Source organism: Alteromonas sp. I10 (assembly GCF_003201515.1).
Lineage (GTDB): Bacteria > Pseudomonadota > Gammaproteobacteria > Enterobacterales > Alteromonadaceae > Alteromonas > Alteromonas macleodii.
The window spans coordinates 287,602-302,257 of the sequence record NZ_QJJN01000003.1; the positions used below are offsets into that span (position 1 = coordinate 287,602).

Annotated in this window: 11 protein-coding genes; 8 read left to right on the forward strand and 3 right to left on the reverse strand. The window is 45.6% G+C overall.

Features of this window, described 5'->3' with window-relative positions; all coding sequences use genetic code 11:
* Window positions 1-278 precede the first annotated feature (278 nt).
* The 8 genes from lptD (at window position 279) to BZA03_RS08175 (ending at window position 10,031) form a co-directional block, all read left to right on the forward strand.
* Complete coding sequence (gene lptD / locus BZA03_RS08140) at window positions 279-2,531, forward strand: LPS assembly protein LptD (RefSeq protein WP_014975696.1); 2,253 nt, start codon at window positions 279-281, stop codon at window positions 2,529-2,531.
* A 29-nt stretch (window positions 2,532-2,560) separates the two neighbouring features.
* Entirely contained in the window at window positions 2,561-3,874 is a 1,314-nt protein-coding gene (gene surA / locus BZA03_RS08145) for a peptidylprolyl isomerase SurA (protein WP_258364609.1), read from the forward strand.
* Between the two features lie 13 nt (window positions 3,875-3,887).
* Complete coding sequence (gene pdxA, locus BZA03_RS08150; RefSeq protein WP_110288484.1) at window positions 3,888-4,874, forward strand: 4-hydroxythreonine-4-phosphate dehydrogenase PdxA; 987 nt, start codon at window positions 3,888-3,890, stop codon at window positions 4,872-4,874.
* Entirely contained in the window at window positions 4,871-5,698 is an 828-nt protein-coding gene (gene rsmA / locus BZA03_RS08155; RefSeq protein ID WP_014948308.1) for a 16S rRNA (adenine(1518)-N(6)/adenine(1519)-N(6))-dimethyltransferase RsmA, read from the forward strand. The genes pdxA and rsmA overlap by 4 nt, the downstream gene beginning before the upstream one ends.
* Before the next feature lie 7 nt (window positions 5,699-5,705).
* Entirely contained in the window at window positions 5,706-6,080 is a 375-nt protein-coding gene (gene apaG, locus BZA03_RS08160; protein ID WP_014948307.1) for a Co2+/Mg2+ efflux protein ApaG, read from the forward strand.
* Window positions 6,081-6,087: 7 nt separating this feature from the next.
* Window positions 6,088-6,915 (forward strand): symmetrical bis(5'-nucleosyl)-tetraphosphatase, encoded by an 828-nt coding sequence (locus BZA03_RS08165; protein ID WP_110288485.1) that lies wholly within the window; start codon window positions 6,088-6,090, stop codon window positions 6,913-6,915.
* A 282-nt stretch (window positions 6,916-7,197) separates the two neighbouring features.
* Entirely contained in the window at window positions 7,198-9,222 is a 2,025-nt protein-coding gene (locus tag BZA03_RS08170) for a methyl-accepting chemotaxis protein (protein ID WP_039235832.1), read from the forward strand.
* Between the two features lie 227 nt (window positions 9,223-9,449).
* Window positions 9,450-10,031 carry a heme-binding protein gene (locus tag BZA03_RS08175; protein ID WP_014975692.1) on the forward strand — a complete coding sequence of 194 codons (582 nt, stop codon included), beginning with the start codon at window positions 9,450-9,452 and terminating at the stop codon, window positions 10,029-10,031.
* A 63-nt stretch (window positions 10,032-10,094) separates the two neighbouring features.
* On the opposite strand, the gene lysC is transcribed toward BZA03_RS08175, so the two are convergent.
* The 3 genes from lysC to acnB form a co-directional block, all read right to left on the reverse strand.
* Window positions 10,095-11,444, reverse strand: a complete 1,350-nt coding sequence (lysC, locus tag BZA03_RS08180) for a lysine-sensitive aspartokinase 3 (protein WP_014948303.1) — start codon at window positions 11,442-11,444, stop codon at window positions 10,095-10,097.
* 60 nt (window positions 11,445-11,504) lie between these two features.
* Window positions 11,505-11,954 (reverse strand): DUF192 domain-containing protein, encoded by a 450-nt coding sequence (locus tag BZA03_RS08185; protein WP_014948302.1) that lies wholly within the window; start codon window positions 11,952-11,954, stop codon window positions 11,505-11,507.
* A gap of 72 nt (window positions 11,955-12,026) precedes the next feature.
* Window positions 12,027-14,639, reverse strand: a complete 2,613-nt coding sequence (gene acnB, locus BZA03_RS08190; protein ID WP_110288486.1) for a bifunctional aconitate hydratase 2/2-methylisocitrate dehydratase — start codon at window positions 14,637-14,639, stop codon at window positions 12,027-12,029.
* Window positions 14,640-14,656: the final 17 nt, after the last annotated feature.

The window sequence follows — 14,656 nt, forward strand, 5'->3', positions numbered from 1 at the left end:
GAAATCAAGCTTACTGCCACTAATTGCCTCCGTCTTTGATGTGTTGTGCATATAAAAGTGCATTTTTTTGTCTGAATGGTTGGTAATTACGACAGAAGTGCTTAGAATTGAGCGCTTATATAAATAGTAATAGCGAGTGAAAGCTACATTAACTCTTTGCCAAGAAGTAATGTGCATTATCACTGTTTTTTTAAACGTTATGTCGAACTAACCGAGACGGACGTCGTCTTACTTGGGTTTAAAAGCAACATACAACAAAACAGGCCGCCCATTAACGCATGAAAAACACCTGCGCCATGCTTGTTTCCGCGACTCTTTTGCCTACAGTCGCGTTTGCACAGGAAACGACAGCTTCAAATTCTAAACCAACGTCAGATGCAGCCCCTCTTGCATTCTGCTCAGTCGAACCTGTTACTTTCAGTAGCCAGGCATTAATGCCCAAAGGCCACGTTAAAGTTGAAGCTAACCGTACTGAAATTATCCAAGATACCGTAGCGCTGTTTTCTGGTAATGTTGATATCACGTCAGATACTGCGGTAATTAGTGCATCTCAAGCACAAATTAACGGAAGTGGCAGAGACCTTATTGCGAAAGGCGACGTAACGTATCAAGACTCGCAGTTAAAAGTAGAAAGCGATGCTGTGACCCTTCGCTCTGAAGAAGAGCGCTTAGAAATGCAAAATACCCGCTATCAGCTGACGGGTTTTGTGGGTCAGGGAGCCGCAAAAGATATTGTATTAGATACAGACACGGGAATTGTGCTCAAAGAAGTTAGCTTCACTACGTGTCCTGAAGGCGATGAAGACTGGCTAATACGCGCCAGTGAAATTAGTTTGGAAAAAGGGACCGTATGGGGCCAAGCCAAACACACACGCTTCTACATTGCCGATGTTCCAGTGTTTTATTTACCGTATTTTGCGTTCCCTGTTAGCAACGAGCGCCAAACGGGCTTATTGTTTCCAGAGTTAACCAGTTCAAGTAGAACGGGCGTCGACTATACGCAGCCCTTTTACTGGAATATTGCCCCCAACTATGACATGACCATCTCACCGCGATTGATGACCCTTCGCGGTCTTCAGCTGAATACTGAGTTCCGCTATCTAACGGAGCGTAGCCAAGGCAAAGCATACGTGGAGTACTTGCCGAGCGACTCAGATATTAGTGGGAACCCTGACCGATATTTTTATCGCTTGGAACATCAAGGGCTTATAGCTGACAACTGGCTACTAAACGTTGATTTCAACGGATTAAGTGACGACAACTATTTAGTTGATCTTGGTTCAGATTATTACAGTCGCGCTGACACCCACCTATATCGTAGCGTTGGATTAAGTTACTACTCGCAAAATCTATCCGTAAATATGCAGATAAAAGATTTTGAAGTACTGGGTAATACTGCAGATAGCTATCGCGCCGTACCTGAGATCAAAATCAACTACAACAAAGCGTTAGGTGAATATCTAGAGTTCAACCTAGACTCAGAAGTCGCACACTTTGACAATACTCTCGATACCGCTCCAACGGCTACTCGTTTTCACGTTGCACCTACTTTAGCGGTGCCGCTTCGCGCAGCATGGGGTGAACTTGTCGCAGAAACCACGCTTTTTCAAACGGTTTATCAACAAGACAATGTTGAAGGAACTGACTTAAAAGAAGATGTTGAACGCACATTAGGACAAGCTCGCCTTTATGGCGCGTTATATTTTGAAAGGGATAAATCGTGGTTCAGCGACGATATGTCGATGACTTTAGAGCCAAAGATTCAGTATCTTTATACATCGTATGAAGACCAAACTGCGATTGGATTCTATGACTCAACGCCGCTGTTAACCGACGTTGAAGGATTGTTTAGAGGTCAGGAATTTACTGGCCTTGATAGGATAAGCGATAACAACCAAATCACCCTTGGCGCGACCACACGCATGTTGGATAAAAACAATCGGGAACAATTTGTTCTTAGTGTGGGTCAGATATTTTACCTTGAAGATAACAAAGTCATTGCGGCAACCAAGAATCAAGATCGTTCAGCGCTCGCCGCTGAAGTGGATTGGCGCTTTAATAAAAACTGGTTCTTCCATTCTGATGTGCAAGTGACCACTGACACAGACAAAGTTGACTTAAGCAGCGTGGGTATTGAATACCGCAAAGATGATTCGCGCTTTATTCAATTAAGTCATCGCTATGTTCGCGATCTCAGTGGTGAAACCATAGATCAAATTGGTATTTCGGCAAGCTGGCCTATTTCTGAAAATTGGCAGTGGGTTGGCCGTACTTACCGAGATCTTGAACGCAATAGAAGTGTAGAAACCTATGCAGGTATCCAGTATGAATCATGCTGTTGGGCGGTGCGATTAGTTGCGCAGCGCAGTCTGAACAACCGTTACAATGCTAGCGGCGAACAGACAACAGACGATTTTGATTCTGGAATATCGCTACAATTTATTTTCAAAGGCATCGGGTCATCTGGTACCCAAAGAAGCATGCTTCAAGACGGTATGTTTGGCTATCGTCAGCCTTATAGTTTAAATTAACCCGCAGTTGAGCGCTTTACAGCGCTTAAATGCAATCAACCAATAATAAAAGAGTGTGTATGAAGTTCATTATCCGTGCATTGATGTTAGGTGCCCTACTCTCGTTTAACAGTGTTGCGCAAGAGGTCATGCTTGACCGCGTGGCTGTAATTGTTGACCAAGGCGTAATACTTGAAAGTGAAATCGATGCGCTAATACAAGACGTTAAACGCAACGCAGAAGCGAATAATCAACAACTACCGTCAGATCGTGCGCTTCGTACACAGGCTATTGAGCGCTTAATCTCAAAAAGTCTTCAACTTCAAATGGCAGAGCGTATGGGTATTCGCATTAGCGACCCACAGCTAGAGCAAACCATTAGTAATATAGCAGCGAATCAAAATGCAACAATTGAAGAGCTACGTACTCAGTTGGCAGCGGAAGGTATTGCATACGATGATTACCGCGAAGACATTCGCGAAGAAGTTATCATGGGTGAAGTTCGCCGCGCTAACGTACGTCGCCGTGTCTATATTACACCTCAAGAAATCGACACCTTGATTGACCTGATGGAGCAACAAGGTGCTGAGCAAGCTGAATACCGCTTAGGTCACATTCTTATTGGTTTCCCGCCAGAGCCTACAGATGAAGATATTCAATCGGCGCGTGAACGTGCTGACAAAGTCATTTCACTATTAGAGTCAGGCTCTGATTTTGCTAAAATCGCCATTGCGTCATCATCAGGTAACGAAGCGCTCGAAGGCGGTGACATGGGCTGGCTTAACATTAACGCCATGCCGACGCTTTTTGCTGAAGCTATCCAGAACAAAGACAAAGATGCTCTTGTTGGTCCTATTCGAAGCGGTGCAGGCTTTCATATCCTAAAAGTACTAGATACGCGCGGTATTGAGAAAGTCACGGTAGAAGAAGTAAACTCTCGCCACATTCTTGTTAAGCCTTCAATCATTCTTAGTGAGGACAAAGCTAAGGCCATGCTAAACCGCTTCAAAGAAGAGGTGAAAAATGGTGAAGCTGATTTTGCAGAGCTAGCTAAAGAGCATTCAGAAGATCCTGGTTCAGCACTTCGCGGTGGCGAGCTAGGCTGGTCGGATCCAAATAACTACGTGCCTGAGTTTAAAGACGCACTTGCACAGCTTGAGCCTGGAGAATTTAGTGATCCTGTGCGTACTGTTCACGGCTGGCATTTAATTCAGCTTATTGAACGTCGTATTGACGACGCTACCGATAAGCGCAAAGAAGATAAAGCTTACCAGCTTATCTTCAACCGTAAATTTTCAGAGGAAACCGAGAACTGGTTACGTGAGATGCGTGATGCCGCTTACGTAGAAGTTGTCGACTCGTAACAATAAGTTATTCATGAGTACACCAATTAAAATAGCAATAACGCCGGGAGAACCGGCAGGTATCGGGCCAGATTTGATCATAAAACTGGCCCAGGAAACATGGCAAGCTCAGCTTGTCGTGTTTGCCGATGGCGAAATGCTCACAGCACGAGCAAGCGCCTTGGGGCTGCCATTAACGCTAATCGATTACGATGCCACTAACCCGCAAATTCAAGATGCGGGTTCGTTGTTTATAAAGCAAATAGATAAATCCGTTGACGTTACGCCAGGCGAGCTTGATAGCGAAAACGGGTTATACGTAGTAGAAACTCTGCGCCAGGCGTGTCAGGCAAATATGGATGGCGACTTCGACGCCGTCGTCACAGGCCCCGTACACAAAGGCATTATCAACAAAGCAGGGGTATCATTCAGCGGTCATACTGAGTTTTTTGCGTATCAGTCTAATACCATTGATGTGGTTATGCTTCTGGCAACTGAGGGCCTTAATGTAGCGCTTGCCACCACGCATATTCCCCTTGAGTATGTAGCGAAAGCTATCACCCGAGAGCGTCTTCATAAGGTCATTCATATCATCAACACCGACCTTAAATTGAAGTTTGGCGTTAAAGAACCTCACATTTATGTGTGTGGCTTGAACCCTCACGCGGGTGAAGATGGTCACATTGGCACTGAAGAAATTCATACCATCATTCCGGCGCTTAACGAACTAAGAGAAGAAGGCTTAAAGATCACAGGCCCTCTACCTGCAGACACCATATTTCAACCAAAATATCTGGAAAATGCTGACGTAGTGCTGGCTATGTATCACGACCAAGGCTTACCCGTGCTAAAATATAAGGGTTTTGGGGCTTCAGTGAATATCACGCTAGGGTTACCTTTCGTTCGTACATCGGTAGATCACGGTACTGCATTAGACTTAGCAGGAACAGGTGAAGCCGACGCCGGTAGTTTCAGAAAAGCATTGGAAAAAGCCATCGAGCTTGCACATCATCAACAATGAGTAAAACACACTTAGGCCATACGGCCAGAAAGCGATTCGGACAAAACTTCCTTCACGATGATTACGTGATAGGCAAGATTGTTGCGGCCATCGCGCCAAAAAATGAACAAAACTTGGTAGAAATTGGACCCGGTTTAGGCGCATTAACAGATCCTGTTTGTGAAGAAGTAGATGCACTCACAGTCATTGAGCTAGACAGAGATCTTGCTAAGCGATTGAGACACCATCCATTTAACGGCAATAAGCTAACGGTTATTGAACAAGATGCAATGACCATGGACTTTGGCGCCCTTTCTAAAGAAATGCCAGTCAAAGACAAAAAGCTTCGCGTATTTGGTAACTTGCCCTACAACATTTCGACACCACTAATGTTTCACCTTTTTGATCATGCTCACTGCATAGAAGATATGCATTTTATGCTTCAAAAAGAAGTGGTAAACCGCTTGGCAGCAGGACCAGGTTCTAAGAATTACGGCAGGCTTTCCGTTATGGCGCAGTATTACTGCCACGTCATTCCGGTACTCAATGTTCCGCCGGGTGCCTTTAAGCCACCCCCGAAGGTTGATTCTGCAGTAGTGAAGCTAGTGCCGCATCAGGCTCCGCCAGTAGACGTTGAGTCTGTAAATACGCTTGAGCGCGTCTGTGCACAAGCGTTCAACCAGCGCCGAAAAACCATTCGCAACTCGCTGAAAGACAGTTTAAGTGAAGAGGAGATCCGTGAGCTAGGTATCGATCCTACCTCTCGCGCAGAAGTATTATCACTTAACGATTTTGCCACAATAGCAAACGCTGTGTCGGCAAAAGAGCACCAACAAGAGCAGTAAGTTCTCTATGGATGTACTTGATATTAAGGTGCGGGTGAAAACCCGTCACCTTCCCGACCACCTTCCGTCAGATTCAAAGCAATTTGCCTTCGCGTACCACATTACGATTGAGAACAATAGCGACCATACGGTGCAATTACTCAGTCGCTACTGGAAAATTACCGATGCAAATGGCAAGACATCAGAAGTTGAAGGTGATGGGGTTGTAGGCAAGCAACCTATCATGAAAGCGGGCGAGCATTTTGACTATACCAGTGGCGCTGTCATTGACACACCGGTTGGGAATATGGAAGGCTACTATGTAATGGAATTAGAGAGCGGCGAGCGTTTTCGCGTTCCTATCGACGTTTTCCGATTAGCCATTCCAAGTATTCTTCATTAAGGTTTCTATGTCGCAAGGTAACACGTACGTCATTGGTGATATACAAGGCTGTTACGATGGTCTTCGTCGCGCGTTAGATAAAGTAAAATTCGACGAAGAAAACGATACGCTACTCGCAGTAGGTGATTTAGTTGCTCGAGGAGAAGATTCTTTGAGCACATTGCGCTTTTTAAAGTCTCTCGGCAGCCAGTTTAGCAGTGTTTTAGGAAACCACGACCTTCACTTACTTGCCGTTGTAAACGGCATCCGCAAAGCAAAAAAATCCGACAAATTAGAGCCTCTACTAAATGCTTCAAACTTGGCCGAACTTATTGACTGGTTGCGTCAGTTCCCGTTGGCAATGAAGTTAGATGAGCAATCAGTAATGGTGCATGCTGGACTCTACCCTAAATGGTCTATCGATGAGTGCGTTTCACTTAGTGACGAAGTTAGCAACATCCTAAAATCCGACAATTACGCTGCTTTTCTTTCAGAAATGTATGGTAATAAACCCAACAACTGGTCAGATAAACTTAAGGATGATGAGCGACTGCGTTTTATTGTGAATGCGTGTACGCGCATGCGTTTTGTTCATACCGATGGGACACTCGATTTTGATAATAAATCTCATCCCAGCGCAGTATCCCACAGCACCAGTAGCACGTTAAAACCATGGTTTGAAGTAGAGAATAAAAAGCTCGGTGACGATCAACGAGTGGTATTTGGGCATTGGGCAGCTCTGTCGGGCCAAACAAACAGTCATCAATTTATCGGCTTAGATACAGGCTATGTTTGGGGGCAAAGCATGACTTTGCTAAACCTGAATTCCGCTTCGCTTGTGAGTGTTTCTGCCTAAGACCAGAGTTTACTGGCTCCGCAATTATCCAATTCGCACATGTTTACGTGTATAATTTTACGCACCAACTGGTATTACCAGTTAAACTTTCTACACTTAAGTGCTAAATAAAATAAACATTAAGTTATTGTAGCCGATACACTTACTTACGATAGTAACGATAATGTCTCATTATCTACTCAGTAATTGAGCAAACTAGCTTCTTTAATCGCTATATTTTGTTTGCTGAGACGGGTAATATCGTTAGGGATAAAAATAAAAAACACTCATCCAGGAGTTCCGATGAAAATAACGGTAGCCACACGCGTAATCGGGGGATTTGTAGCGATTAGCGCACTTCTGATCGTCATTAGTGTTGTTTCACTTTATAACCTCAACTCAATAGGCTCAGCAACGGAAGAAGTAAATGACGTTGCATTACCCACAGTAGCAGGCAGCAATGCACTTAAAGCCAGCTTTCTCAATATGGGCCGACTTACCTTCGAGAGCTACATCGAAGAAGATCTAAATGGCTTAAAAGACAAACGAGCGTCTTTTAACTCTGCCAAAGACACCTTTGAGAGTGAATATAAGAAACTGGCGCAGGCCGTTAATAACGAGCCTGAACTAAAGAGCACGCTGAATACTGTACGTGAATCATATGAAGCATATATCACCAATGTTGAAGCGATGTACAAAAATCACCAAATGTACCTTGATATACGCAACACAATTCAAGACAGACTGGGTGACGCCGAAGACAACGCAGACGATGCATCTACCTACCTTCTAGATTTCTCAGACTTAGATGCTGTTCAGCGCGACTCTAACCTACGACGTGCGGCAGAAATCGGCGGCCAACTTGAGACCTCGCTGCTTTCTTTGCTCACGGTTTCATACGAGTACATTAAAACAGAGACACTTGTTCGTTCGCAGACGCTAGGCAACGAAGTTGATTTGGTTGTCGAGAAAGTGGTCACGCAATTAAGCGACATGATGCAAACTGCGGGCGGTCGCGATGATTCTGGTACTCTTGATGACATTAACGACTTGGTTAACAACGCAATCAATGCGATTAAAGCTAACGATGGCGTGGTTCAGCTTCATGTTGATCGTCTAGAGCGTAGAAATGATGCTGAAAAAGCGCTTAACGCTTCAGACTCAAATATCGCGCAAGCGGTTGTCGCTCTTGAAAACCTGCTCAACCTTGCAGACAAGAAAGCGACACATGTAGAAAATCAGGTTAATGGCGCGATTGCGACAGGCAACACGTTCGTTATTGTGGTCGTTATCATCTCGATTGCAGTAGCAGCATTCATTGGCTACGTGACCGTTCGCGCAATCACACGTCCGCTTTATCGTGTAAATGAACTTCTGACGGTGGCTTCATCGGGTGACCTTACGCACCGCTTAGACGATTCGGCGCAAGACGAATTTGGTCTTTTAGCTCGAAACTGTAATACGCTTATTGGAAACCTTAAGGAGCTCATTACAGCCATTAACGTTCGTGCTGAACAGCTGGCAGCCGCCTCAGAACAAACGTCTGCAGTGACGGCGCAAACGACGCATTCAATTCAGGATCAGAAATCACAAATTGGCCAAGTAGCAACAGCAACCACAGAAATGCACTCTACGTCGCAGCTGGTTGTGCAAAACGCTGAAGATACGCTAAGTCAAATTCGTCATGCGGATGCTGAGGCTGAGAACGTGCGCCAAATCTCACTAGAGAATAAGAACACCATTGAGATCTTATCTCGTGACGTTCAAGAAGCGGCAGACGTTATCAATAAGCTTCATCAAGACAGCGCAAGCATTGGTGGCATTTTAGACGTTATCCGTGGTGTTGCAGATCAAACCAACCTGCTCGCCTTGAATGCTGCTATTGAGGCAGCGCGTGCCGGTGAACAAGGTCGAGGCTTTGCGGTTGTTGCTGATGAAGTGAGAACCCTTGCCAGCCGAACTCAAGAATCGACACAAGAAATCAACGCTATGATTGAAGTGCTTCAAGCGGGTGCTGAAAAAGCGGTATCGGTGATGAATCAAGGTAAAGAGCAAACTGCGGCGTGTGTGGCACAAACTGAAAAGGCTACACAGGCATTGGATATCATCTCAGACGCCGTTCACAAAGCCCATGACGTGAGCTCTCAAATTGAGCAGTCTGCCCGTGAACAGAATACGGTATCACAAGAGATCAGCGAAAAGCTTGAAACTATTGTGGGTATCGCTGAAGAGACGACAGCTGGAGCACAGCAAACGTCTGAGTCTAGCCATGAAGTGGCTCGACTTGCTGAAGAGTTACAACAGTCTATCAGACAGTTTAAAGTGTAACGCTTTTTACAAATCTGTTTTAAGAAGGGGCTTTTAGCCCCTTTTTTGTGTCCGACAATTAATCTGGCACACTTTAGGAATGCATAGATAGTTACTTTAGAACAGTTTAACTGAGCATTAATCGGCTTTAATTCGTATAAGGACTATTCGTAACAAACCACTAAAAAAGAATGATATTTTCCCGTTTTCGCTTGCCTCTTTTCATTACTACTTTATTGGCGTCAACAATGATCCAGGCTGAGCCATCATATTACAAAGATACAGAAACCCTTCCCTATTCCATTATCGAGACCCTTGATGAAGATATTGAAGTGAGGCATTACAATGAAGCGTTAGGCGTAATGTCTAGTGGGAATGAAGATAACGGAGCATTTCAACTACTCTTTAATTATATCTCTGGTGAGAATACATCCAGTAGCAATGTGTCAATGACGTCCCCCGTAGAAGTTGGAAAGCGCTCTCAAGAAATTGCAATGACCTCTCCTGTCGAAGTCTCATCTTCAGAAACAATGATGTTTTTCTTGCCCAGCAAATATGACATTAAAAGCGCTCCTGTGCCTACGCACAAAGATGTATCGCTGGTTACTGTACCAGCGAGAACGGTAGCCGCTATTCGTTATTCAGGTTTCAACAAGGACAGCGATAAGAAGCAGTATACGAATAAACTGCTTAAAGCCCTTAGGGACAATAATATTGAGCTTGATGGTGAACCTAGCTATATGGGCTACGACTCGCCTTTCACCCTACCGTGGAATAAACGTCACGAAATCATTGTACCGGTCGACATTTTGAAATCATCTACAAACTGATGTGAAATAAAAACGGCCGCCTTTAAGGCGACCGTTTTTTGGGTCATTCAGCACAGTAGGTGCTTATTCAAATAACGCCGTGTGAAGCTTGCGAACCACGTCGTCACTGTCGGTCTCGTTAACCAAGAACGATAGGTTGTGCGGGTTGGCGCCAAAGCAAATCATACGCAGGTTGAAATCTGAAACCGCAGCTAAAATCTTGCTAGAAACACCTACAGCGGTTTGCATGTTGTTACCTACAACCGTGACAAGGTCGTAACCTTTTTCTACTTTCACATCACAGATAGTTTCAAGTTCAGCAATGGTTTCTTTGTTTAGTCGCTGAGCCACAGAGTTTGCAGGGTTATCAAGGGTAAAAGATACCGAGATTTCTGACGTGGTAACCAAATCAACACTTAGCTTGTGCTTAGCGATGATGGCAAATACCTGCTGTAGGAAGCCTTGCGCATACATCATCTTAGGTGTTTTCACTGTCACCATTACCTGCTCTTTACGGCGAGTAATAGCGCGATACGGTGGTTCGTGCTCACAATCACGCACAATCCAAGTACCGCCCTTTTCTGGCTCCTTACTAGAGCCTACAAACACCTTTATGTCCTTGCGAAGCGCAGGCTCCATAGTGGCAGGATGTAGTACCTTGGCACCAAAGGTGGCCATTTCCGCCGCTTCTTCAAAGCTGAGTTCTGGTAACGGATGAGCGGCTGGCGTAATGCGCGGATCAGTTGTGTACACCCCTGTTACATCAGTCCAAATCTCACACGATTCGGCATCAAGCGCTTCAGCAAGTAGCGCCGCCGTAAAATCTGAACCACCACGACCTAGCGTTGTAGTACGGCCTTCCTCATCGGCTCCGACAAAGCCTTGAGTAACCACTATCGCGTCTTTAATTTCAGGTGCCAGCAATTGTTTAGACAGCTTTTCGATTTCTTCGATTTGCGGCGCACCTTCTCCAAACTCACTGTCCGTACGTAACACCTTACGTACGTCAAAGTTCATGGTTTTTACGCCCTGCTCTGCAAGCACTGAAGAGAACATCAGCGATGACATCCGCTCACCCATTGAAAGCAGCTGATCTTTTAAATCATCGCGGTGAAGGATTTCTTCATGAAACGCTAAGCTTCGCATTTCATCTAACAAGTCGTTGAGTTTTGGCTCAACCGCGTCTTTATCTTTCAACTTGTTAAGAATGGCAAGCTCAATATTGATAATGGCCTGACAGGTCTCTTCAATTTGCTGTTGCGTCATAGGTGTGTGCGCTAAGCTTACCAGGTGATTGGTTACACCTGCCGCAGCGCTCACTACCACAATGCGCGTTTTGTCATTACCGGCAACAATTCGGGCGCAGTTTTGCATTACTTCGTAATTCGCAACGCTAGTTCCACCGAACTTAGCTATCGATAAGGCATTTGTCACTATATTTAACTCCAGAATAAAACTAGCATTTCGCTAGCAGCAACCGCGCCTTTTGCGCGGTTAATCAATCGTTATTTGGTCGCCTACTTTTATATTATTCTCGGCAAACCACCCTTGGTTCATTTCCAACGCGTAAAGTACCTCTTTCGATGATCCGACCGACTCCAAACTATGCGGAGTGAGAGGTTTTATATCCGTTATTACGCCTTTTCTGTCGATAAATGCTACGTCTAGAGGAACAAAGGTATTTTTCATCCACATGCCCGCAAACTTTGGGCTAGAAAACTTAAAAAACATACCGCAGTCTTCACACAAGGCTTTGCGAAACATAAGGCCCTGTGCGCGTTGTTCAAAGGTTTTGGCATACTCAACTTCATAGTGCTTGCCGCCAATCTCAAGTGTAATGGATTCAAAGTCCACTGAATTCAGCGACGATACAGGGTCAACCTGCGCTTTTGCACACCCTAAGGTTAATACAAGTGCAGCAACAATAAAGAAAGATTTTCCCATTAGACATTCCTTTTCGCCATAAAAAAAGCCGGTCACCTTAACGGTCACCGGCTTTGTAGTTTATACACTATTTTAAGCAACATTCAATGTTGGAATAATGCGCGCTTTTGCTTCTTCCTCAGCCTTTTTAAAGCTAGGCATTTTGTCGAAGTTTAAGTAGCGGAATACTTCACCCGACATTGCGTTAATTTTGCTGGCGTATTCCATGTACTCTTCAGCAGTTGGGATGCGCCCAACGATGGCACCCACAGCAGCAAGCTCTGCTGAGGTCAAATAAACATTCGCCCCATCGCCCAAGCGGTTAGGGAAGTTTCGAGTGGATGTTGAAAGCACGGTTGTGCCCGCATCAACCCGTGCTTGGTTACCCATACATAGTGAGCAGCCCGGCATTTCCGTACGCACACCTACACGACCATAAATGTTGTAATAGCCCTCTTCCATTAATTGAGCTTTGTCCATCTTAGTCGGTGGTGACATCCATAAACGGGTGGGCAGTGTTTTGTTGTACTGCTCAAGTAGCTTACCCGCTGCGCGGAAGTGACCAATGTTTGTCATACATGAACCAATAAATACCTCGTCTACCTTATCGCCTGCAACGTCAGATAAGGTTTTCGCGTCGTCCGGATCATTAGGGCAGCACACAATGGGCTCTTTAATATCGTTAAGATCAATTTCGATTACCTCTGCATACTCAGCGTCTGCGTCTGCTCGCATCAACTCTGGGTTAGCTAACCATTCTTCCATTTTCTGCGCGCGACGCTCTAGCGTACGAGGGTCGCCGTAACCTTCGTTAATCATCCAGCGAAGCATGGTAATGTTTGAACGCAGGTATTCAGCAATCGACGCTTCAGATAGATTGATAGTACAACCTGCTGCTGAACGCTCCGCCGACGCGTCAGAAAGCTCGAACGCCTGTTCAACGGTTAAGTTCTCTAGTCCTTCGATTTCTAAAATACGGCCAGAGAAGGCGTTGATCTTGCCTTTTTTCTCTACCGTTAACAGCCCTTGTTTGATGGCGTACAGCGGAATGGCGTGTACTAGGTCGCGTAGCGTAATGCCCGGCTGCATTTCTCCCTTAAATCGCACCAATACCGACTCGGGCATATCTAGCGGCATAACGCCAGTAGCCGCAGCGAACGCGACTAGGCCAGAACCTGCAGGAAATGAAATACCCAATGGGAAACGAGTATGCGAGTCACCACCCGTGCCTACTGTGTCAGGCAGCAGCATGCGGTTTAACCAGCTGTGTATAATGCCGTCACCAGGACGAAGCGATACGCCACCGCGGTTCATTATAAAATCGGGCAGCGTGTGCTGCGTTTCTATATCCACCGGCTTTGGGTAAGCGGCGGTGTGACAGAATGACTGCATGGTTAAATCGGCAGTAAAGCCAAGACAGGCTAGGTCTTTAAGCTCATCGCGGGTCATTGGCCCTGTGGTATCTTGCGAGCCCACGGTTGTCATTTTAGGTTCGCAGTAGGTGCCTGGGCGAATACCGTCGACACCGCACGCCTTACCCACCATTTTCTGCGCTAGCGAGAAACCCGCGCCGCTGTCTTTTGGCTGTTCAGGCGTGCGGAATAAATCCGTTGGGCCTAAACCTAGTGTCTCACGCGCTTTCTCGGTAAGGCCACGACCAATAATCAGGTTGATACGTCCACCTGCACGCACTTCATCCAGAATCACCTTCGACTTATAGCTGTATTCTGCAAGAAGTTCACCGGTTTCATGGTTGGTGATTTTGCCTTCAAACGGATAGATGTCTATCACATCACCCATGTTCATTTTTTCCACATCGGCTTCAAACACCAACGCACCGGCGTCTTCCATGGTGTTAAAGAAGATAGGCGCAACTTTTGAACCAATGCACACACCGCCGCCACGCTTATTAGGCACACCCGGTAAGTCTTCACCAAAGAACCACAATACAGAGTTAGTTGCCGACTTGCGTGACGAGCCGGTTCCAACTACATCACCGACAAACGCTACGGGATACCCCTTACTTTTGACTTCTTCTATTTGCGCCATTGGGCCTTTAACACCAGGTTCTTCTGGCTCTAAACCTTCGCGGGGCATCTTGTAAGCTGCCAGGGCGTGCAGAGGAATATCTGGGCGAGACCATGCGTCAGGGGCTGGCGACAAATCATCAGTATTCGTTTCACCTGTTACTTTAAACACGGTGTAAGTGATTTTATCGTCCATTAACTTGCGCGACGTGAACCACTCACCTTCAGCCCAAGATTTAATGATGTCAGTGGCATGCTCGTTACCCGCTTTGTGCTTTTCTTCCACATCGTGATAAGCGTCAAACATTAAAAGAGTATGTTTCAGCTCTTTCGCTGCCAACGGCGCAAGCGCTTTATCATCAAGTAGCTCCACTAAAGTGGCAATGTTGTAGCCACCGTGCATATTTCCTAGCAGTTCAACGGCTTTCTCTTTAGAGATAAGCTCACAACTGTCTTCACCTTTTGCGATTGCACTTAAAAACCCAGCTTTAACGTAAGCTGCCTCATCAACCCCAGGCGGTACACGTTCTGACAGCAGTTCTAAAAGAAACTCCCCTTCGCCTGCTGGCGGGTTCTTTAATAAATCAACCAGGCCAGCTACCTGTTCAGCGTTAAGCGGTTTAGGTGGAATATTTTGAGCGGCACGTTCTTCAACGTGATTGCGATAGTCTTGTAACACAGTCTCTTCCTCTAAGT